Below are 20,371 nucleotides of genomic sequence, written 5' to 3' on the forward strand. Positions count from 1 at the left end.
GCGCGTTGCTGAAAGGTTATCGCAAGATCTTGCATCCCGCTGCAACCGTCCGTACGTTGTGGGCATCAAGGGCCCGGCGACGAGCGCGTCGCGCGGGCCGTCCACCGATGACAGCTGGGAGTAACCACGATGCGAAGGAGCATCCTTCTCGCCTCGGCCCTGGCCGCGACCCTGGCCCTGACGGCGTGCGGCAGCGGCGAGCCGAGCGGCGACTCGAGCGCCGACGCGGACGCGAGCGCCAAGCCCTCGGCCTCCGGTTCGCTGACGGTCTGGGTCGACGAGACCCGCGAGGCCGCCGTCCAGGCGGCCGCCGAGGCGTACGAGGCGGAGTCCGGCGTCGACGTCGAGATCGTCCAGAAGAACTTCGAGGACATCCGCGCCGACTTCCTCGCGCAGGTTCCCACCGGCGAGGGCCCGGACATCACGGTCGGCGCCCACGACTGGCTCGGCGAGTTCACCGCGAACGGCGTCGTCGCGCCGATCGAGCTGGGGGACAAGGCGGGCGACTTCATCCCCGTCTCGGTGCAGGCGTTCACCCAGGACGGCCAGGTCTACGGCCTGCCGTACGCCATCGAGAACATCGCGCTCATCCGCAACACGGAGCTCGCCCCCGAGGCGCCGAAGACCTTCGACGACATGATCGCCGCGGGGAAGAAGGCGGACACCAAGTTCCCGTTCCTCATCCAGTCGGACGGCGACAAGGGCGACCCGTACACGTACTACCCGTTCCAGACGTCGTTCGGCGCGCCGGTCTTCGAGCAGAACGACGACGGCTCGTACCGTCCGGAGCTCGCCCTCGGCGGCAAGAACGGCGAGGCCTTCGCCACCTGGCTCGGCGAGCAGGGCGAGGCGGGCAACCTCAGCACCGACATCTCCTACGACATCGCGGTGGAGGCGTTCGCCAAGGGCCAGTCGCCGTTCGTCGTCGGCGGCCCGTGGATGCTCGAGAAGTTCAAGGGCATGAAGCTGTCGGTCGACCCGATCCCTGCGCCCGGCGACCAGCCCGCGCAGCCGTTCGTCGGCGTCCAGGGCTTCTACGTGAGCGCCCAGAGCAAGAACGCGCTCCTCGCGAACGACTTCCTCGTGAACTACCTGTCGACGCCCGAGGCGCAGACGGCGCTGTTCAAGGCCGGCGGCCGCCCGCCGGCGCTGGTCGAGGCCGCGGACGCGGCGTCCGAGGACCCGCTGGTCGCGGGCTTCCGTGAGGTCGGCGCCTCCGCGGTGCCGATGCCGTCCATCCCGGAGATGGGCTCGGTGTGGTCCTTCTGGGGCGTCACCGAGGCGAGCATCATCTCCGGCAAGGCCGACGACCCGGCCAAGGCCTGGGACACGATGGTCTCCGACATCGAGGGTGCGCTCGGCTGATGTCGCGTGCCCGCTACAAGGGCGCCGAGGCCGGCTCCGGGACGCATCCCGGAGCCGGCTTCGCCGTCAAGCTCGTGCTCATCGCGCTCGTGGACGCGCTCGGCGTCTTCGGGGTGCTCGCCGCGTGGCGTGCCGGGTCGTGGGGGATCCTCGCGGCCATGGTGGCCCTGCTCGCCGCCGCGAACTGGGTGTACTTCACCAAGCGCTCCCTGCCGCTGAAGTACATCCTGCCGGGGCTGGCCTTCCTGCTCGTCTACCAGGTGTACGTGGTCGGCTACACCGGCTACGTGGCCTTCACCAACTACGGCGACGGCCACAACTCCACCAAGGAGCAGGCGGTCGACGCCCTCCTGGCGCAGAACGAGCGCCGGGTCGACGGCTCGCCGGCCCTGCCGCTGACGGTCGTGGAGAACGGGGACGGCGAGCTCGGCTTCGCCGTCGTCGAGGGGGGCGAGACGGAGGTCGGCACCGCCGACGAGCCGCTCGCGGCCGCGCCCGACGCGACGCTGGACGGCGGCACCGTGACCGAGGTGCCGGGGTGGACGGTGCTCGACCGCGCCACCGTGCTGCAGCGGCAGGACGAGGTCACCACGCTGCGGGTGCCCGTGTCCGACGACGCCGCCGACGGCTCCGTGCGCACGCAGGACGCCCGGACGGGCTACGTCTTCCAGCCCGTGCTGGAGTACGACGAGGCCGCCGACACGATGACCGACACGTCGACCGGGGTGGTCTACACGCCCAACGACGACGGCCAGTTCGAGTCCGCCGACGGCGAGACGCTGCCCGTGGGCTGGCGCGTCACGGTGGGCTTCGAGAACTTCGCCACGGCGTTCGGCGACGAGCGGTACGCGGGCCCCTTCGTGAAGATCCTGTTGTGGACGTTCGCGTTCGCCGTGCTGTCGGTCGTGACGACCTTCGCGCTGGGCATGTTCCTGGCGATGGTGTTCAACGACCCGCGGCTGCGCGGGCGCAAGGTCTACCGGACGCTGATGATCCTGCCGTACGCGATGCCGGGGTTCCTCGCGGCGCTGCTGTGGTCGGGCATGCTCAACAAGAGCTTCGGCGTGATCAACCAGGTGCTGCTGGGCGGCGCCGCGATCCCGTGGCTCACCGACCCGTGGCTGGCCAAGCTGTCGGTGCTCGGGGTCAACCTGTGGCTCGGCTTCCCGTACATGTTCCTCATCTGCACCGGGGCGCTGCAGTCGCTGCCGGGCGACGTGTACGAGGCGGCCCGGATCGACGGCGCCGGGAAGTGGCGCACGTGGCGCTCGATCACGATGCCGCTGCTGCTCGTGGCCACCGCGCCGCTGCTCATCTCGAGCTTCGCCTTCAACTTCAACAACTTCACCCTGATCAAGATGCTGACGGGCGGCGGTCCACGGTTCGACGACGCGTCGGTGCCCCTCGGGCACACGGACATCCTCATCTCGATGGTCTACAACGTGTCCGGGCTCGACGGCTCGGCGCCGCGCGACTACGGCCTCGCCAGCGCGCTGTCCATCGTGATCTTCGTGGTGGTCGGGGTCATCTCCGCCGTCGCGTTCCGCCAGACCCGCAAGCTCGAGGAGATGGTCTGATGACGACGACGACCGACCGCGCGGGCTCGTCCGCGACGACGGGCGCGGGTCAGCAGGAGCTGCGGCACCGGATGAGGCCGGGCCGCTGGGCCCGGGAGCTCGGCTGGCGCCACGTCGTCGGCGTGCTGGCGGTGCTGTACGCCGTCTTCCCGATCGTGTACGTGGTGTCGGCCTCGCTGTCGCCGACCGGCACCCTCACCGGGTCGAACGAGCTGTTCGCCCAGGTCAGCGGGGTGAACTACGCCGCGCTGGGTGCCACCAAGTTCTGGACGTGGATGGGCAACACGCTCGTCATCGGCGTCGCGACGGCCGTCGGCACCGTGCTCATGGGCGCGGCCGCGGCGTACGCCTTCTCCCGCTTCCGGTTCGCGGGCCGGCGGCTGGGCCTGACGTCGCTGCTCATCATCCAGATGTTCCCGCAGATGCTCGCGTTCGTCGCGATCTTCCTGCTGCTCATCTCGCTCGGCGAGGTCGTGCCGGCGCTCGGGCTGAACTCCAAGCTGGCGCTCATCTGCGTGTACCTCGGCGGCGCCCTGGGCGTGAACACGTTTCTCATGTACGGGTTCTTCAACACCGTGCCGCGGGAGCTGGACGAGGCGGCGAAGATCGACGGCGCCACGCACGCCCAGGTGTACTGGACGATCATCCTGCGGCTGGTGACGCCGATCCTGGCCGTCGTGGCGCTGCTGAGCTTCATCAGCACGTTCGGCGAGTTCATCATCGCCCGCGTGGTGCTGCAGTCGGAGTCCAACTGGACGCTGGCGGTGGGGCTGTACGGCTGGGTGTCGTCGTTGCTCGAGGCCAACTGGGGCCTCTTCGCGGCGGGCGCCGTGCTGTCGGCCATCCCGGTGCTCGCGCTGTTCCTCTTCCTGCAGAAGTACATCGTGGGCGGCCTGACGGCGGGCTCCGTCAAGGGCTGAGCCCCCCGCCGCACGGCGGCCGCCGCGAGGTTCGCGCGGATCCACCCGCGATCCTTGTGGCGGCCGTCACAGCGCGGTCCTAGCCTGGGCGTCATGACCGACGACTCGCGCTCCTACGCCCCGGACCTCGCACGGCTCACCGACGCCGCCGACGACTCGTTCTCCGTGCGCCGCGCGTACGGCGAGCCCTACGAGCACCAGGGGCAGCTGATCATCCCCGTCGCCAAGGTGTGGGGCGGGATCGGCACCGGCTCGGGAGGCGGCGCGGGGAACGGCGCCGCCAACGGCGCCGGCACGGGGACGGGCAGCGGCTCGGGCCGGGGCACGGGGCAGGGCAAGGGCGACGGCAGCGCGCCGGGCTGGCGCCGGTCGTTCAACATCGGCTCGGGCGGCACCGACGCCGCCGCCGACGAGCCCGCCGACACGGCGGACGCGGGCGACGCGCCGCGCGGCGGCGGGTCCGCTCGCGGCGACGCCTCCGGCGAGGCCCAGGGCGACGCCAAGGGCGAGCTGCAGGGCGAGGCCCACGGGGAAGGCCACGGCGAGGGTGGCGGCGGTGGCGGCGGCTACGGGCTGCGCGTCAAGCCGCTGGGCGTCGTCGTGGTCTCGGCCGAGGGCACGCGCTACCAGCCGGTGCTGGACCTCAACAGGGTGATCCTCGGCGGACAGGTCGTCGGGATCGCCATCGCGCTCGCCGCCGGGTGGGCGATCGGGCGCCGCCGCCGCTGACCGTCGTCCGGTCGGTCCGGCGGCCAGCCCGCCGGACCGACGAGAGGACGACATGACGACGCACACCACTTCGACCACCGCCCGTACCACCGCCCGGACCACCGTCCGCACGCTCCTGGACGTGCCGCACCACGACGGGTCGGCCCTGTACGCCCCGGCCGGCACGCCCGCGCTCGGCGACGAGGTCACCGTGCGCGTGCGGGTGCCGAAGGGTGCCGGGGCGCGCGACGTGCGCCTCCGGACGGTGCACGACGGCGAGCCCCGCCTGCTGCCCGCCCGCCGCGACGGCGGGGACGCGCACGAGGACTGGTACGCGGCCGACGTCGTCGTGCACCACCCGGTGACCTCCTACCGCTTCTTCCTCGCCGTGCCGGGCGGGTACCGCTGGCTCGACGGGCGCGGGGTGCACGACCGCGAGGTGCCCGACGCCGCGAGCTTCCGCCTCACGACGCACGCCCCGGCGCCGGGGTGGTTGCGCGACGGGCTCGCGTACCAGGTGTTCCCCGACCGCTTCGCGCGGTCCGCCGGCGCGGACTCCCGCCCGGTGCCCGGGTGGGCCGTGCCCGCCGCCTGGGACGACGAGCCGGCCGGCTCCGGCCCGCTGGCGGGCACCCAGCTGTTCGGCGGCGACCTCGACGGCGTCGTGGAGCACCTCGACCACCTCGAGGCGCTCGGCGTGCGCACCCTCTACCTCACGCCCGTCTTCCCGGGGCGGTCGAACCACCGGTACGACGCGGCGACCTTCGACCACGTCGACCCGCTGCTCGGCGGCGACGCGGCGTACGCGCGGCTGGCCCGCGCCGTGCACGTGCGCGGGATGCGCCTCATGGGCGACGTCACGACCAACCACACCGGCGACGGGCACGAGTGGTTCGCACGGGCGCTCGCGGACCCGGCGTCGCCCGAGCGCGACCTGTACCTGTGGGACGACGGCGGGCCCGATGTCGTGCGGCCCGCCCGGTACGGGAGCGACGCGGACCCGTACGTCGGCTGGCTCGGGCACGGCTCGCTGCCCAAGCTGGACTGGGCGGCCGAGGAGACGTGGCGGCGGATGGTCACGGGCGACGACGCGGTGATCGCGCGCTACCTGCGCGAGCCGTTCGCCCTCGACGGCTGGCGCGTGGACGTGGCCAACATGACCGGCCGGCGGGGGAGCGCGGACCGCACGCACGCCGTCGCTCGGGCGCTGCGCGAGCGCATCCTCGCCGAGCGGCCCGACGGCGCGCTGGTGGCGGAGCACTTCCATGACGCCGCCGGTGACCTCGCCGGCGACGGCTGGCACGCCGGTATGAACTACGCGGGCTTCACCCGCCCCGCCTGGTCGTGGCTGGTGCCGGGCGGCTCCGACGTGCCGTTCCTCGACCTACCCGTGCCGGTGCCGCGCCGCCCGGCCGCCGCGATGGTCGAGACGATGCGCGAGGTCGCGGCCCTGGTGCCGTGGCGGGTGACGGCGACGCAGTGGAACATGCTGAGCTCGCACGACACGCCGCGGCTGCGCTCGCTCGTGGGCTCGCGCGCGCTCGTCGAGGTGGCGGCGACGCTGCTGTTCACCTACCCCGGCGCGCCCGTGGTGTTCGCGGGCGACGAGGTGGGCGCCACCGGCACCAACGGCGAGCACGCCCGCACGACGATGGCGTGGGACCAGGCCGCGCGCGGCGGCGGGCCCCGGTGGGACGCCGCCACGTTGGGCGTCTACCGGCGGCTGTCCGCGCTGCGCTCGTCGTCGGCCGCACTGCGCGACGGCGGACTGCGCTGGGCGGCGGTGCACGACGACGCCGTGGCCTACCTGCGCGAGACGCCGGACGAGCGCGTGCTCGTGGTGCTGGCCCGGGCGCCGTGGCCCGGCGTGCGGCTGCCCGGTTCCCTGCTGGCCCCCGGCGCCGACCCGGAGGTGCTGTTCGGTGGGCTCGGCGTCCGCGCGACGTCGGGCGGGCTCGACGTCGCCGGCGACGGGCCCGGCATCGCCGTCGTCCGCCTCGCCTGACCCGCCGACCAGGCGGTCTCGCGCGTTCTGAGCGCTCAGAACGCGCGAGACCGCCTGCTCGGCACCGGGCCGGCGTGGCAGCATCGGGGCGTGGCTGCAGAACTGGAGCGGATCGCCGTCGTCTCGGACGTGCACGGCAACCTCGGGGCGCTCGAGGCGGTGCTCGCCGACATCGAGACCCGGGGGATCACGCGGGTGATCAACCTCGGGGACGACGCCGGCAAGGGGCCGCGCGGCAGCGCCGTCGTCGACCGCCTGCGCGAGGTCTGCGAGGCGGACGTGCGCGGCAACTGGGACGACTTCCTGCGCACGATCGGCGACGGAGACCCCGACGAGATGGTGTGGTGGCGTGACGAGCTGCGCCCCGACCAGGTGGCGTGGCTCGGCGCCAAGCCGCTCAGCCACGACCTGCTGCTCTCGGGCCGCCGCGTGCGGCTGTTCCACGCCTCGGCCACGAGCGTGCACACGCGCGTGCACTTCCACCACACGCCCGAGGAGTTCGCCGGCATGTTCGCCGCGACCGACCTCACCGGGCGCGGGCCTGAGCCGACGGTCGTGGGGTACGGCGACGTGCACGACGCCTACCTGGAGGTCTCCGACGGGCGCACGCTGTTCAACACCGGCAGCGTGGGCAACCCGCTGGACGACCCGACCCCGGTGTACGCGATCCTCGAGGGCGTGGCGGACTCCCCGGACCCGGCGCCGTTCGGCATCCAGCACGTGCGGGTGCCGTACGACGTCGAGGCCGAGCTCGCCGTCGCCCGCGAGGTGGGGATGCCCCGCTACGCAGAATGGGCGCAGGAGCTGCGGACGGCCGTCTACCGCGGACGCGCGGTCGTGTCGACCTGACGCGCGGCCTCGACGACGGCGGCCACGAGCGGCCCGTTCTCCGGCGCCGCCGCCGCCGCCGGCGCCGAAGCGCGAGCGCGCGTACCCGTAGGCGATCCCGGAGCCGGGGTCGGCGAAGCCGAGCGCCCCGGCGGCGCCCGAGTGCCCGAACGCCCCGGCCGGGGCGTGGGCGAACCGGGACGCGATGCGCTCGAAGCCGGTCCCGAAGTGGTCGCGCTCACCGGTGACCAGGTCGCGCCCGGCCTGCCGGGGGATCGCGAGGTCGCGCGCCGTCGCGGGAGAGAGCAGCGGCTCCCGCCCGGCGGCCCCGGAGATCGCCGCCGCGTAGAGCGCCGCGACGCCACGCGCCGTGCCGAAGGCTCCCGACGAGGCAGGGCCGCCGGTGTGGATCCTCGGGTCGGAGGCCAGCGCGACGACGTCGGTCGGCGCGGGGGCGTGCCGGTTGAACGCGAGGTCCGTGAGCGTCGCGTCGGCCGGCGCCACCGGGACGGCGTCGGGCTCCGGGGCGCCGGTCGCGCGCACGACCGGGGCGAACCGGGCGCGGGCGGAGTCCGGCAGGCCCAGGTGCAGGTCGACGTCGAAGGGGTCGCGCACGCGCTCGGCGTACAGCCGGGCGAGAGTCGCCCCTGTCGCCCGGCGCACCACCTCGGCGACCAACGCCCCGATGACCAGCGCGTGGTAGCCGTACCCGCTGCCGGGGCGCCACCAGGGGCGCTGGCCGGCGAGCCGTTCGGCGAGGGCGGCGTCGTCGGCGATCTCGTCGACGGTGAAGCCCCCGGGCACGGCGACGAGGCCCGCGCCGTGGGACCAGAGCGTGCCGACGGTGACGTCCCCCTTGCCCTCCGCGGCGAACTCGGGCCAGTAGTGCGCGACGGGACGGTCGAGGTCGACCGCGCCGTCCTGCACCGCGAGGGCGCCGACGAGGTGGGCGATGCCCTTGGCGACGGAGAACAGGCCGGTCACGGTGTCGGCGGACGTGTCGGGCGCCCAGAGGTCCACGACGGACCGGCCGTGATGCCGGACGGCGAGCTGCGCGCCCACCGGCTCCGGGTGGGCGGCAACCGAACGGGCGAAGGCCTCGCGCACGGGCTCGAAGCCCGGGTCGACCGTGCCGAGCACGACGTCGGTGCCCGCGACCGCGGTCATCGTGCCTCCCGGGCGGCGGGGCCGTCGACGGCCGGGCCGGACTCCGCGGCCACCAGCTCGACGATGGGGGCGAAGAACGCGGCGACCGCGGGGTCGTCCCCGCCGCGACGCCGCGACTCGGCCAGGTCCTCGGGGCGCCGCCATCGCACGACGTCGACCCAGGTCTCGGCGTCGAGCCGCACCAGCTCGGCCCCGAGGAAGCCCTGGCGGTGGGCGGCGAAGGCCGCCACCATCCCGGGCCGTGCGGCGAGCAGCTCGTCGGCGCGGTCGGCGGGTACGCGGAAACGGGTGAGCTCGACGGTCACCGGGGCGCCGCCGCCTGTGCTGCCGGTAGGGAGGGACATGAGGTTCTCCGCTCGCGAGACGTACGATGTGGTCACCGATCCATATCGTCAACATAGGTGACTATATTCCGTCGTCGCCACCGGAGGAGGAGATCTCGCATGGACACCCCCCGCTCGTCGCGCGCCGTGGCCAAGGCGGAGCACCCCGACCTCGGCGTCCTGGCGAGTCGGCTGTTGTTCGCCGTCCAGGGTGCGCTCTTCGGCAGGCTCGCCGCCGAGGGCTTCGACGACCTGCGGCCGCAGCACGGCGCGGTGCTGGCCTGGCTCGACACCGACGGGAGCCGTGCGACCGACCTTGCCCGCCGATCCGGCCAGCACAAGCAGGTGGTGGGCAAGCTCGTGGACGAGCTGGAGGCGCTGGGCTACGTCGAGCGGCACCCCGACCCCGACGACCGCCGGGCGAAGCTCGTCGTGCCGACCGCCCGCGGGCGGCGCCAGATGACCCGGTCGGACGCGATCGTCGCCGACCTCGAGAGCGAGCTCGCCGGCGCCGTCGGGCCCGAGGCGTACGCCCGGTTCGACGCGCGCCTGCGGGCGGTCGTCGAGGCCGCCCGGGGCGTCGGCGGGGCTCGCTAGGCTGCCCCCGTGCAGACCTTCGAGCAGGGGGCGTTCGACGCCGAGGTGATGGGCCCCGCGGCGCGCCCGGGCGTGCCCGAGGAGTGGCTCGGGTCGTACACCGACGCGGACACCGAGCGGTGGTACCCGGAGCCGCCCAAGTCGAAGCACCGCACCGCGTTCGAGCGCGACCGCGCCCGCGTGGTGCACTCGTCGGGGCTGCGTCGGCTCGGCGCCAAGACGCAGGTGCTCGGGCCCGGCAGCGACGACTTCGTGCGCACGCGGCTGACGCACTCCCTCGAGGTGGCGCAGGTCGGGCGGGAGATGGGGCGTGCGCTCGGCTGCGACCCCGATCTCGTGGACACCGCCTGCCTCACGCACGACCTCGGCCACCCGCCGTTCGGGCACAACGGGGAGCGGGCGCTCGCGGAGGTCGCGGCGGGCATCGGCGGCTTCGAGGGCAACGCCCAGACGCTGCGGCTGCTCACGCGCCTGGAGCCCAAGATCTTCGCCGGCGACGGGTCGCCCCGCGGCCTCAACCTCACGCGGGCCAGCCTCGACGCCAGCGTGAAGTACCCCTGGGCGTTCGGCGCCGGCCCGGCGCGTCCCGACGGCGCGCCCACGCCGAAGTTCGGCGTCTACCCCGACGACCGGCCGGTCTTCGAGTGGCTGCGGCGCGGCGCGCCGCGCGGCCGTGCGCGGTGCATGGAGGCGCAGGTCATGGACCTCGCCGACGACATCAGCTACTCCGTGCACGACGTCGAGGACGCGGTCGTGGGCGGCCGGCTCGACCTGCGGGTGCTCGACGACGCGGACGAGCGGGCGCGCGTGGCCGCGCACGTGCGGGCCTGGTACGGGAGCTGGCACGAGCCCGACGCGATCGACGCGGCCCTGTGCCGGCTGCGCGACACCGGGTACCTGGTGACGGACTTCGACGGCTCCCGCCGTGCCCTCGCCCGCCTCAAGGACGCGACCAGCCAGCTCATCGGCCGGTTCAGCGGCGCGGCCCAGGACGCGACGCGCGAGGTGTTCGGCGACGGCCCTCTCACGCGGTACGTGGCGCGACTGGTCGTGCCGCAGGAGACCGCGGACGAGATCCTCGCCCTCAAGGGCGTCGCCGTCGCCTACGTCATGGCGCCGCGCGAGTCCGAGCCGGTGTACGGGCGCCAGCGCGAGGTCGTCGCGGAGCTCGTGGACGTCCTCGCCGATCGCGCGCCCGATGCCCTGGAGGCGCCGTTCGCCGCCGACTGGCGCGCCGCGGTCGACGACGGCGCGCGGCTGCGCGTCGTCGTCGACCAGGTCGCGTCGCTCACGGACGTGTCGGCGCTCCAGTGGCACGACCGCCTCGTGCGCGGGCGCTGACCGGGCGTCAGGACTGCTCGGCCATCCAGCTGTCGCTGGCCTTCTGGACGTCGGCGGCCGTGACGTGGTCGGCCACCTGGGCGAAGAACCACCGGTGCCCTGCCGGGCAGCGCACGGCGGCCTGCCGGAACCCCGGGAACCAGTCGCCCGGCTCCTGCGTGCTCGTCGCACCCGCCGCGACGGCGCGGGCGTGGGCGGCGTCGGCGTCGTCCACGGACAGCGTGAACGAGCCCGTGGTGGCGCCGTCGCGGTCGGGGGCCACGGCTCCCTCGGCGGGGAAGGCGGCGGCGACGGTGAACGTGGACACCCCCTTCTCGGTGGCGATCCGCAGGTCGGAGTGGATGACGGCGTCGCCCGCGGTGATCTCGTCGATCACCTCGGCGCCCAGGCCGGCGACGTAGAAGTCGATCGCGGCGCGCGGGTCGGCGACGGTGAGGTTCGGGTGCAGCGGCGACAGGTCCATGGGAGCCTCCGGAGGTCGGTCGAGCTGGACGGGCACCACCCATGCTGCTGTCGGTGGGTGCGGGCAGTCTTGGAGGAATGCGACAGGTGTTCGAACAGCGGACGGGGCGGCCCGTGCCGACGGCGCCACCGGGCCCGACGGCGTCGACGCGCGGGCTCGTCGACCCGGCGGCCGCGCGCTCCGGGTTCGAGCTGGTGCGCCTGGACCCCGCGCCCGACCTGGCGGACCTCGTGGAGCGGCACTGGGTGGTGCGGTGGAGCCTGCCGCCCGGCGCCGAGTTCACGCAGGTGGTGATCCCGCACCCGAACGCCAACGTGGTGGCCGAGGCTGACGGGTTCGGCGTGCACGGGATCCCCGGCGGCCTGTTCTCGCGGACGCTGCGGGGATCGGGCGCGGTGCTGGGTACCAAGCTGCGCCCGGGCGCGCTGCGGGTGCTCCTCGGCGGCCCCGACGCGCTGCGCCCCGGGCTCGTCGCGCCGGCCGCCGTCGCGCTCTCGGGTGCGCACGGACCGGCCGGGCACGACGTCGAGGACGCCGGTCGCCGGGCCGTGGCCGCCGCGCGGGCGGGGGACGACGCGGCGGCGGTCGCGGCCGTCACGCCGGTGCTGCGGGCCGCGGCGGCAGCACGTCGAACGCCCCGGGCGGCTCGCGCCCTCGACCGGGTCGCCCACGTGCTCGGCGCGGTGGTCGCGGGGGAGCTGGGGCCGGACGCCGGGGTCGCCGACCTCGCCGCGCTGGTCGGGACCACGCCCCGCTCGCTGCAACGTCTCTTCGCCGACTGGGTCGGCGTCAGCCCCAAGTGGGTGCTCCAGCGGCACCGGGTGCATCTCGCCGCGGACCTGGTCGCCGCCGACCCCGGCCTGCCCCTCGCCGAGGTCGCCGCCGCCGTCGGCTACTACGACCAGGCCCACCTCACCACGGACTTCGCGCGTGCTCTTGGGACGCCACCGGCCGCCTACGCCCGCCGGTGCGCCGCCTCGCGCGCCGCGCTCGCGACCGCGGTCGCCGGCCCGGCCCCGTCCCCCCGGGGGACGGCCGACCTGGTCACCTCCGGGCGCGCATAGACTCGGGCCCGTGGCGGGACTGATCAAGCGCGAGGACGTGGAGGCGGTACGCGAACGCGCACGGATCGAGGAGATCGTCTCCGCCCACGTGACGCTCAAGCCCGCCGGCGTCGGCTCGCTCAAGGGGCTGTGCCCCTTCCACGACGAGCGCTCGCCGTCGTTCCACGTGCGGCCGGGCGTGGGGCGCTGGCACTGCTTCGGCTGCGGCGAGGGCGGCGACGTCATCTCGTTCGTGCAGAAGATCGACGGGATGGGGTTCACCGACGCCGTCGAGTACCTCGCCGACCGTGCGGGCGTGCAGCTGCGCTACGAGGACTCCCGCACCGGGGCCGCCGCGAACCGGGGCCCGCGCGAGGAGCCGGGCAAGCGGCAGCGCCTGATCGAGGCGCACAAGGTGGCCGCCGAGTTCTACGCCGAGCAGCTCTTCGCCCCGGGCGCGCAGGCCGGGCGCGCGTTCCTCGCCGAGCGCAGCTTCGACCGCGCGGACGCCGAGCGCTTCGGCGTCGGCTACGCCCCGACCGGCTGGGACACGCTGCTGCGCCACCTGCAGGGCCGGGGCTTCACGCAGGCGGAGCTCGTCGCCTCCGGGCTGGTCAGCCAGGGGCAGCGCGGCATCTACGACCGGTTCCGCGGCCGGCTCGTGTGGCCGATCCGCGACGTCACGGGCGCGGTGATCGGGTTCGGCGCTCGCCGCCTGTACGACGACGACCAGGGGCCCAAGTACCTCAACACGCCCGAGACGTCGCTCTACAAGAAGTCCCAGGTGCTGTACGGGATCGACCTGGCGAAGAAGTCCATCGCGCAGGGCAAGCGCGTCGTGATCGTCGAGGGGTACACCGACGTCATGGCCGCGCACCTGTCCGGGGTGGAGTCGGCCGTCGCGACGTGCGGCACGGCGTTCGGCGCCGAGCACGCCAAGGTGGTGCGGCGCCTGCTCGGGGACACGACGGCGGGCGGCGGCCTGCAGCTCGCGTCGGGGGCCTCCCTGGGCGGCGAGGTGATCTTCACGTTCGACGGCGACGCGGCGGGGCAGAAGGCCGCCGTGCGCGCGTTCGGCGAGGACCAGCGGTTCCACGCGCAGACGTTCGTGGCCGTCGAGCAGAGCGGCATGGACCCCTGCGAGCTGCGCATGGCCCGCGGGCCCGAGGCGGTGCGCGCCCTGGTGGACGGGCGGCAGCCGCTGTTCGAGTTCGTCATCCGCACCACGCTCGACACGTTCGACCTCGACACGGTCGAGGGGCGCGTCGGTGCGCTGCGCGCCGCCGCGCCGCTGGTCGCGGGCATCCGCGACCGGTCGATGCAGCTGGGGTACTCCCGCTCGCTCGCGCGGTGGATCGGCATCGACACCGAGGACGTCCGCCGCGAGGTGGCGCGCGCCGCCTCGACGCCGTCGCGCGGCGCCCGGCAGGACCAGCGCCGCGACGCGCGTCCCGCTCCCGAGGACGCGCCGGCGACGCCCGTCCTCGCCGCGCCCGACCCGCGCGACCCGGTGGCCCGGCTGGAGCGCCAGGCGCTGATCGTCGTCCTGCAGTACCCGCAGCACGTGCCCGCGTCGTTCGACGAGCTCGGCGAGGACGCGTTCGGCGTCCCCGCCTGGCGGGCCGTGCACGACGCCGTGCGCGCGGCCGGCGGCGTGGCCGCGGGCCGCGACGTGGGCGGCGGCCGCTGGGTGGAGGCGGTGGTCGAGGAGGCGCCGGAGACGGTCGCGCCGCTGGTCACGGAGCTGGCGGTCGCACCGGTGCCGGAGGACCGCGAGTCCGTCATCGGGGCGTACGTGGCCGACGTCGTGCGCGCCCTGGTCGACCTCGGGCTCACGCGCCGCATCGCGGACGCGAAGAGCCGCCTGCAGCGCCTCGACCAGGAGAAGGACCCGGCCGCCTACCAGCAGGCGTTCACCGATCTGCTCGCCATCGAGCAGCAGCGCCGCACGCTGCGGGAGCGCGCCGGGTCCTGAGGCGGGTCCGGTCCGTCACAGGTCTCGCACGAGGAACACCGAGTCGCCGTGGACGGCGTCCGCCTCCACGCGGCCGGAGGGCACGAAGCCGGTCTTCGCCAGCACCCGGAGCGAGGCGGTGTTCCAGTCGCGGACGGTCGACCACAGGCGCCGGTAGCCCGACTCGCGCGCCCAGCCGACGACCGCCCCCGCGGCCTCCGTCGCGTACCCCGCGCCCCAGGCCCGGCGCAGCAGCTCGTACGCCAGCTCCGGCTCGTGGGGGCCCACGGCGCCGTCGACCAGGCCGCAGTACCCGATGACGTCCCCCTCGCGTCGGCGCTGCGCGGCCAGCAGACCGAGCCCCGCGCGGGAACCGCCGCGGATCCACGCCTCGATCTCGTCGGTCGTGGGGCGGCCTGCCTCGTCGAGGCGGCGGTGCGGCGGGACGCGGGGGTCGCGCTCGGCCCACAGCGCTCGCTGGACGACCGCCTCCTCGACGCGCCAGGGTCGCAGCAGCAGCCGCTCCGTCTCGAGCACGACCTGCGGCCCCCGCGCCGACACGACTCCCATCCGCCGACCCTAGCGGCCGGCGGACGGGGGCCGGCCGGTCAGCGCAGGTGCCGCGCGAAGAACCGCGCCGCGTCGTCGCCGGCGAACGCCGGGACGCCGGTGTGGCCGCCCAGGTTGGCCTGGAGCGTCTTCTCCGCCGAGCCGAAGGCGTCGAACAGGTCCAGGGCCGCCTGTCGGTCGTTGCCCTCGTCGTCCCACTGCAGCAGCACGTGCACGGGGATCGTGACGCGCCGGGCCTCCTCGACCGTGGCCCGGGGCACGTAGCTCCCGGCGAAGAGCCCGGCGGCGACGAGGCGCGGCTCGACCACCGCCAGCCGGACGCCCACGGCGATCACCCCGCCGGAGACACCGACCGGCCCGCCGATCTCGGGCAGGGCGAGGAGCGCGTCGAGGGCGGCCTGCCACTCCGGGACCGCCTGGTCCACGAGCGGGAGGACCAGCCGGTCGACGACCTCGTCGGGGACGGGCTCGCCGGCGGACAGCGCGCTGCGCAGGTCCGCCCGCGCCTGGTCGGCGCCCGGGAGAGGTGGTCGGTCGCCGCTGCCGGGGCCCTCGAGGGCGACCGTCGCGATGCCGTCGACCGCGGCGTGCCGCGCCCGGCCCACCAGCCGTGGGTACATCCGGTCGAGGCCGAGGCCCCCGGGTGAGCCGAGCAGGATCAGGGGAGCGGGGGCGGACGGCGTGGCGGTCGCCGGCGTCCAGAGGATGCCGGGGATCCCGGGGGCGTCGCCGAGGGTGAAGCGGCGCTCGAGGACGCCGTCGTCGAGCTGCCGCTCGGTCGTGAAGGTCAGGGTGGTGCCCGGCGTCGGGCTGGGGGTCGAGCGCGGTGCGGCGTTCATGGTCGTGCCTCTCGGGAGTGCTGAACCAGCGGCGCTCCCGGGCGACCTATCGCCCGACCATGACTCCGTGGAGGAGCACCTGTGTCGTTCCGTTCACGGGTACCACCTCCTTGCTCTGTCTCGCACGGCCTCGGCGAGAGGCTAGCAGCGGGTGCGGCGCCGCTCCACGAGTTTCCGGTCACGGGTGCGGCCCCTCGGCGGGCGCCAGGCTGCCGTGCACCATGGCGTGGGCGAGCCGGTGGGTGGTGGCAGCGTCGACCGGGACGGCTCCGGTGACCAGCGTGAGCAGCGTCCCGCCGTACAGCAGGACGAGCGTGGGCACCGCCGCGGGGTCGACGTCGAGGCCCGTGTCGGCGTGCATCGCGGCCGTGAGGTCGGACGCCTGCGTGGCCAGCCCGGCGAGGGCCGCGGCGAGCGCGGGCCGGCGGCGTGCCTCGAGCTGGAGCTCCGCGATGGCGAGGTAGCGGTCGCGGTGGCGGGTCGCGGCGTCGAGGAGCGAGGCCGCGAGGAGGTCGGTCATGCGCTCGAGGATCTCGGCCCGGGCGTCCCGCTCGTCCCGCTCGTCGTGCCGGTGGACGCCCAGCGGCTCGGCCGCCACCGACGACTCCGTCGCGGCCCGGGCGTCGGCGAGGTGCAGGTCCACGACACGCTGCGCCGTGGCGACCAGCAACTCCTCGCGGCCGGGGAAGTAGTTCGCGGCCGTGCCCGCGGGCAGGCCGGCGGCACGCTCGACGGCTCGGTGGCTGAGCCCGTGCACCCCCGCGTCGACGAGCAGCGCGATCGCGGCGTCGGTGAGGGCGCGGCGTCGCTCGGGGTTGGTCCGGGGCACGTGCGCCAGTATGGCAAGATCGATACCACCACGCACGTAGTGGTATCGACTCGCACGGAGGACGACATGGCAGACACCGCGATCGTGGTCGGGGGCGGCATCGGCGGGCTCGCGTCGGCCGTCGCGCTGGCCGAGGCGGGCTGGCGCACGACGGTGCTCGAGCGGGCCCGCGAGCTGGGCGAGGTCGGCGCGGGGGTGGCGCTCACCCCGAACGCCGTGGCAGCGCTGGGCGGTCTCGGGCTGGACGGGGACGCGGTCGCCGCACTCGGGCCCCGCACCTGGGCCACGGGCACGTGGGACTGGCACGGTCGGCCGATCCTCCGCCTGCCCGACGACCCCGGCCTGCGTGCGACCACCGCCCTGCGCGGCGTGCACCGCGCGCGCCTGCACGGGGCGCTGCTCGACCGTGCCGGCGCGCTCGGCGTCGAGGTCGTCACCGACGCGCGCGTCACGACCGTCACCCAGGGCGACCCGGGCGGCGAGCGCGCCGTGGTGCGCCACGCGGGCCGCGCGGGGACGGAGCAGGCGCGCCAGGCCGACCTGGTGGTGGGGGCCGACGGCGTGCGCAGCGCGGTCCGCGCCGCACTCTACGACGGTCGCGGGCCCGTGTACTCGGGGTACTCGAGCTGGCGTGCGGTCGTGCCGGGGCTGTCCGTCGGGCCGGGCCTGCTGCAGTACTGGGGACCGCACGCGGAGTTCGGCACGATGCCGGTGTCCGACGGCGCCACCTACTGGTACGGGTACGTGCGACTGCCGGAGGGCACGCGGTTCGACGACGAGCACTCGGCCGCCGCCGAGCGGTTCGCGGGCTGGGCCGACGAGGTGCGGCGGGTGATCGACGCGACGCCGCCCGCCGCCGTCATCCGGCACGACGTGCTGCACCTGCCCGGCGGTCTGCCGCGCTACGCGCGGGGCCGCGTCGTCATGGTCGGCGACGCGGCGCACGCCACCCTCCCCACGATGGGTCAGGGCGCCGCCACCGCGCTCGAGGACGGCGTGTGCGTGGGCCGGATCGTGGCGGCGGGGGTGGCGTCGGGCAGGCCGCTCGGCGAGGCGCTCGCGGCCTACGACGCCACGCGGCGGCCACGGTGCCGGGCGCTCGCGCGCGCGTCGGTGAGCAGCGGCCGGTTCGGTTCCCACCTGGGCCCGCGCTGGCAGGGCCTGCGCAACGCGCTCCTGCGCCGTGTGCCGGCCGCGGCCGTCACCCGCGGCGCCCGCGCCGTCATGGGCTGGACGCCGCCCGCGCTGCCCTGAGCACCGGCCGGGGCGCGATCAGGCCGGTGTGGCGTCCGCCGTCGCCGCGCGGCGCTCGCGGGCCTCCTGCAGGTCGGCGGGCATGAGCGCGGCGAGCACGACCAGCACCGCGGCCACGCCCACCAGCAGCACGAACACGAGGTGGATCGCCGACATCAGGCCGGGCCCGGCCGGGGTGCCGTCCGGGCCGACGGTGGTGCGCGCGTTGACGATCGCGCCGCACACCGCCACGCCGACGGCGGAGCCGAGCGACCGGGCGAACATGTTGGTGCCCGTCACCGCGCCGCGCTCGGTGAACGACGCCTGCGACTGCGCGGCGATGAGCGTCGGCACGGCGGTGAGACCCATGCCCGCCCCGATGACGAAGCACGCCGCGGCGACCGCGAACACCGACGACCCGGAGGCGAGCAGGAGCGTGAGCGCCGTGCCCACCACCACGAGCGACGTGCCGATCACGGCGGTGTACCGGAAGCCGATCCGCAGGTAGAACCGCCCGGCGTTGGACGCCGACAGCGGCCAGCCCACCGTCATGGCGGCGAGCGCGAAGCCGGCGACGAGCGGGCCGGTGCCCAGCACGCCCTGGGCGTAGATCGGCACGTACGTGGACAGGCCGAGCACGACGACGCCCACGAGCAGCGACACCGCGGTCGACACGCCCACCACGCGGCGGCGCAGGATGGCGAGGTCGACGATCGGGTGCCGGGTGCGCCGCGCCTGCACGGCGAACGCCGCGAGCAGGAGCACCGCGGCCGAGAAGATCACGACCGACGGCAGCGAGCCCCACCCCCAGCGGGTGCCGCCCTCGAGCAGGCCCAGCAGCAGCATCGTGCTGCCGCCCGCGAGCAGCGCCGCGCCCAGGTAGTCGATCGGCTCCCGCTCGCCCTCGCGCGGCGCCTCGCGGTACCGGCGCGCCAGCATCCAGGCCGCGAGCGCGCACAGCGGGATGTTCACCCAGAAGATCCAGCGCCAGCTCGTGAACTGGGAGAAGACGCCGCCCAGGGTCGGGCCGACGACGGCGGAGATCGCCCACACGGACGCGAGGTAGCCCTGCGTCTTCGCGCGCTCCTCCAGGGTGTAGATGTCCGCGGCGATCGTCATCGACACCGGCATGACGGCGCCCGCGCCGAGGCCCTGGAGCACGCGGCCCGCGATGAGCACGCCCATCGTCGGGGCGGCGCCGGCGAGCACCGACCCGGCGAAGAACAGCGCCACGCCGGCGAGCATCAGCCGCTTGCGGCCGAGCACGTCCGCCAGGCGCCCGAACACCGGCGTGCTCACGGCCTGGGCGAGCAGGTAGGTGGAGAACAGCCAGGGGAGCTGGTCGAACCCGCCGAGCTCCCGGGCGATCGTGGCCGACGCGGTGGCGATGATCGTCGAGTCGAGCGCGACGAGCGCCGTCGCGAGCATGAGGGACAGGAGGATGGGGCCGCGCTCGGAGCGCAGCCCGACGGAGGCATGACCGGTCGTGGGCACGTGAGGCACAAGCCGGTCGCCCGTGGCAGGTATTCCCGGTCGGGCCGGAAGGCGCGGGTGCGAGAGACTGTGCCCTGCACCGCCGCCCCCACGAAGGACCGTCCGTGACCCAGACCCGCCCCTCGTCCGACCCGCTCTACCTCGACTGCGACACCGGCGTCGACGACTCGCTCGCCCTCGCCTACCTGCTCGCCTCCCCGGAGATCGACCTGGTCGGGGTGGGGAGCGTGCACGGCAACGTCGGCGCCCGGCAGGGCGCGGTGAACACGCTCGACCTGCTGGCGCTCGCGGGCCGCGACGACGTCCCTGTCGCCGTGGGCGCGCACGACCCGCTCGCGGGGCGCTACGGGGGTGGGGTGCCGCACGTCCACGGCCGCAACGGCGTGGGCGACGTGCACCTCCCGTCGTCCGGCCGCGAGCCCGTGGACGAGTCCGCGGTGGAGCTGCTCCTGCGGCTGTCGCACGAGCACGCCGGGCGGCTGCGCGTCGTGGCGGTCGGGCCCCTCACCAACCTTGCCCTCGCGCTCCGCGCGGACCCGACGCTCCCGGAGCGGGTCCGCGACGTCACCGTCATGGGCGGCGCGGCCCTGCACCCGGGCAACGTGTCGCCGGCCGGCGAGGCGAACGTCGCGAACGACCCCGAGGCGGCCGCGGAGGCGCTCGCCGCCGACTGGGACGTCACCCTGGTGCCCCTCGACGTCACGATGGCCAACCTGCTCGAGGAGACGGACCGCAAGGCGCTGCTCGAGGCGGGGACCGCGCTGGCCCCGTGGCTCGGCGAGGTGCTCGACCTGTACTTCGGCTTCCACGTGCCCACGTTCGGCCGTCGCTGCTCGGCCCTGCACGACCCGCTGGCCGCCGCGATCGCGGTGGGCGGCGTGACGCCGACCGTGGCGCCGCGGGTGCCCGTCGTCGTCGACGCCACCGACGGGCCCGGCCGGGGCCAGACGCTGTGCGACCTGCGCGGCCGGTACGCCGGGTACCCCGACGTGCCGGGGGCGCGCACGCGCGTCGTCCTCGCCACGGACCGGCCGCTCGCCCCGCACCTCATGGAGCGGCTGCTCACCCTCTGACCGGGCGCAGCCCGACCGCGACCGACGACGACCGCCCGACAC

At 75.2% G+C, this 20,371-nt stretch carries 18 protein-coding genes and 1 pseudogene; 12 read left to right on the plus strand and 7 right to left on the minus strand.

The features are described from left to right. Positions 1-129 precede the first annotated feature (129 nt). From AAG589_RS01830 to AAG589_RS01855, 6 genes are all read left to right on the plus strand, one after another. Entirely contained in the window at positions 130-1,365 is a 1,236-nt protein-coding gene (locus AAG589_RS01830; protein WP_430565545.1) for a sugar ABC transporter substrate-binding protein, read from the plus strand. After that, positions 1,365-2,942, plus strand: a complete 1,578-nt coding sequence (locus AAG589_RS01835) for an ABC transporter permease subunit (protein WP_430565546.1) — start codon at positions 1,365-1,367, stop codon at positions 2,940-2,942. Before AAG589_RS01830 ends, AAG589_RS01835 begins: the two co-directional genes overlap by 1 nt. After that, the gene (locus AAG589_RS01840; protein WP_446719662.1) at positions 2,942-3,862 is read left to right on the plus strand and encodes a sugar ABC transporter permease; all 921 of its coding nucleotides are present in this window, start codon (positions 2,942-2,944) and stop codon (positions 3,860-3,862) included. Before AAG589_RS01835 ends, AAG589_RS01840 begins: the two co-directional genes overlap by 1 nt. A 93-nt stretch (positions 3,863-3,955) precedes the next feature. Next, positions 3,956-4,591, plus strand: a complete 636-nt coding sequence (locus AAG589_RS01845) for a hypothetical protein (protein WP_430565547.1) — start codon at positions 3,956-3,958, stop codon at positions 4,589-4,591. A gap of 52 nt (positions 4,592-4,643) precedes the next feature. Then, the gene (locus tag AAG589_RS01850; RefSeq protein WP_430565548.1) at positions 4,644-6,575 is read left to right on the plus strand and encodes a glycoside hydrolase family 13 protein; all 1,932 of its coding nucleotides are present in this window, start codon (positions 4,644-4,646) and stop codon (positions 6,573-6,575) included. A 90-nt stretch (positions 6,576-6,665) separates the two neighbouring features. After that, positions 6,666-7,424: a metallophosphoesterase family protein gene (locus AAG589_RS01855; protein ID WP_430565549.1), complete on the plus strand. Its 759-nt coding sequence runs from the start codon at positions 6,666-6,668 to the stop codon at positions 7,422-7,424. Between the two features lie 75 nt (positions 7,425-7,499). On the opposite strand, the pseudogene AAG589_RS21230 reads toward AAG589_RS01855, so the two are convergent. Together AAG589_RS21230 and AAG589_RS01860 are read right to left on the minus strand one after the other, a co-directional pair. Continuing rightward, positions 7,500-8,570, minus strand: a pseudogene (locus AAG589_RS21230) (serine hydrolase domain-containing protein); the annotation flags it as partial. Then, a complete protein-coding gene (locus AAG589_RS01860; RefSeq protein ID WP_430565550.1) occupies positions 8,567-8,914 on the minus strand; it encodes an antibiotic biosynthesis monooxygenase in 348 nt (115 codons plus the stop codon). The gene AAG589_RS01860 and the pseudogene AAG589_RS21230, both read right to left, overlap by 4 nt. 99 nt (positions 8,915-9,013) lie before the next feature. Between AAG589_RS01860 and AAG589_RS01865 the strand changes: the two genes are divergently transcribed. Together AAG589_RS01865 and AAG589_RS01870 are read left to right on the plus strand one after the other, a co-directional pair. Then, a complete protein-coding gene (locus AAG589_RS01865) occupies positions 9,014-9,490 on the plus strand; it encodes a MarR family winged helix-turn-helix transcriptional regulator (RefSeq protein ID WP_430565551.1) in 477 nt (158 codons plus the stop codon). 48 nt (positions 9,491-9,538) lie between these two features. Next, positions 9,539-10,831 (plus strand): deoxyguanosinetriphosphate triphosphohydrolase, encoded by a 1,293-nt coding sequence (locus tag AAG589_RS01870; protein WP_430566205.1) that lies wholly within the window; start codon positions 9,539-9,541, stop codon positions 10,829-10,831. A 7-nt stretch (positions 10,832-10,838) separates the two neighbouring features. On the opposite strand, the gene AAG589_RS01875 is transcribed toward AAG589_RS01870, so the two are convergent. Further along, positions 10,839-11,294 (minus strand): VOC family protein, encoded by a 456-nt coding sequence (locus AAG589_RS01875; RefSeq protein WP_430565552.1) that lies wholly within the window; start codon positions 11,292-11,294, stop codon positions 10,839-10,841. 86 nt (positions 11,295-11,380) lie between these two features. On the opposite strand from AAG589_RS01875, the gene AAG589_RS01880 reads away from it, so the two are divergent. Continuing rightward, positions 11,381-12,358, plus strand: a complete 978-nt coding sequence (locus tag AAG589_RS01880) for a helix-turn-helix domain-containing protein (protein WP_430565553.1) — start codon at positions 11,381-11,383, stop codon at positions 12,356-12,358. Positions 12,359-12,368: 10 nt separating this feature from the next. Beyond that, positions 12,369-14,312, plus strand: a complete 1,944-nt coding sequence (gene dnaG / locus AAG589_RS01885; protein ID WP_430565554.1) for a DNA primase — start codon at positions 12,369-12,371, stop codon at positions 14,310-14,312. Between the two features lie 15 nt (positions 14,313-14,327). Here the strand turns inward: dnaG and AAG589_RS01890 are convergent, their stop codons facing one another. The 3 genes from AAG589_RS01890 to AAG589_RS01900 form a co-directional block, all read right to left on the minus strand. Beyond that, positions 14,328-14,861: a GNAT family N-acetyltransferase gene (locus AAG589_RS01890; protein WP_430565555.1), complete on the minus strand. Its 534-nt coding sequence runs from the start codon at positions 14,859-14,861 to the stop codon at positions 14,328-14,330. Between the two features lie 38 nt (positions 14,862-14,899). Further along, a complete protein-coding gene (locus AAG589_RS01895) occupies positions 14,900-15,700 on the minus strand; it encodes an alpha/beta hydrolase (protein ID WP_430565556.1) in 801 nt (266 codons plus the stop codon). A gap of 178 nt (positions 15,701-15,878) precedes the next feature. Then, positions 15,879-16,529 carry a TetR/AcrR family transcriptional regulator gene (locus AAG589_RS01900; RefSeq protein ID WP_430565557.1) on the minus strand — a complete coding sequence of 217 codons (651 nt, stop codon included), beginning with the start codon at positions 16,527-16,529 and terminating at the stop codon, positions 15,879-15,881. Positions 16,530-16,595: 66 nt separating this feature from the next. Here AAG589_RS01900 and AAG589_RS01905 point away from each other — a divergent pair, with 66 nt between their 5' ends. Beyond that, complete coding sequence (locus tag AAG589_RS01905) at positions 16,596-17,783, plus strand: FAD-dependent monooxygenase (RefSeq protein ID WP_430565558.1); 1,188 nt, start codon at positions 16,596-16,598, stop codon at positions 17,781-17,783. An 18-nt stretch (positions 17,784-17,801) separates the two neighbouring features. Here the strand turns inward: AAG589_RS01905 and AAG589_RS01910 are convergent, their stop codons facing one another. Next, positions 17,802-19,256 carry an MDR family MFS transporter gene (locus AAG589_RS01910; protein ID WP_430565559.1) on the minus strand — a complete coding sequence of 485 codons (1,455 nt, stop codon included), beginning with the start codon at positions 19,254-19,256 and terminating at the stop codon, positions 17,802-17,804. 104 nt (positions 19,257-19,360) lie between these two features. Here AAG589_RS01910 and AAG589_RS01915 point away from each other — a divergent pair, with 104 nt between their 5' ends. Further along, a complete protein-coding gene (locus AAG589_RS01915; RefSeq protein WP_430565560.1) occupies positions 19,361-20,329 on the plus strand; it encodes a nucleoside hydrolase in 969 nt (322 codons plus the stop codon). The last annotated feature ends 42 nt before the right edge of the window (positions 20,330-20,371 follow it).

It is taken from the genome of Isoptericola sp. F-RaC21 (assembly GCF_038593535.1).
In the GTDB taxonomy this organism is placed as follows: domain Bacteria; phylum Actinomycetota; class Actinomycetes; order Actinomycetales; family Cellulomonadaceae; genus Isoptericola.

Coding starts and splice junctions, on each gene's coding strand:
- AAG589_RS01830 (WP_430565545.1), top strand. CDS start 130: ATGCGAAGGAGCATCCTTCTCGCCTCGGCCCTGGCCGCGACCCTGGCC.
- AAG589_RS01835 (WP_430565546.1), top strand. CDS start 1,365: ATGTCGCGTGCCCGCTACAAGGGCGCCGAGGCCGGCTCCGGGACGCAT.
- AAG589_RS01840 (WP_446719662.1), top strand. CDS start 2,942: ATGACGACGACGACCGACCGCGCGGGCTCGTCCGCGACGACGGGCGCG.
- AAG589_RS01845 (WP_430565547.1), top strand. CDS start 3,956: ATGACCGACGACTCGCGCTCCTACGCCCCGGACCTCGCACGGCTCACC.
- AAG589_RS01850 (WP_430565548.1), top strand. CDS start 4,644: ATGACGACGCACACCACTTCGACCACCGCCCGTACCACCGCCCGGACC.
- AAG589_RS01860 (WP_430565550.1), bottom strand. CDS start 8,914: ATGTCCCTCCCTACCGGCAGCACAGGCGGCGGCGCCCCGGTGACCGTC.
- AAG589_RS01865 (WP_430565551.1), top strand. CDS start 9,014: ATGGACACCCCCCGCTCGTCGCGCGCCGTGGCCAAGGCGGAGCACCCC.
- AAG589_RS01870 (WP_430566205.1), top strand. CDS start 9,539: ATGGGCCCCGCGGCGCGCCCGGGCGTGCCCGAGGAGTGGCTCGGGTCG.
- AAG589_RS01875 (WP_430565552.1), bottom strand. CDS start 11,294: ATGGACCTGTCGCCGCTGCACCCGAACCTCACCGTCGCCGACCCGCGC.
- AAG589_RS01890 (WP_430565555.1), bottom strand. CDS start 14,861: ATGGGAGTCGTGTCGGCGCGGGGGCCGCAGGTCGTGCTCGAGACGGAG.
- AAG589_RS01895 (WP_430565556.1), bottom strand. CDS start 15,700: ATGAACGCCGCACCGCGCTCGACCCCCAGCCCGACGCCGGGCACCACC.
- AAG589_RS01905 (WP_430565558.1), top strand. CDS start 16,596: ATGGCAGACACCGCGATCGTGGTCGGGGGCGGCATCGGCGGGCTCGCG.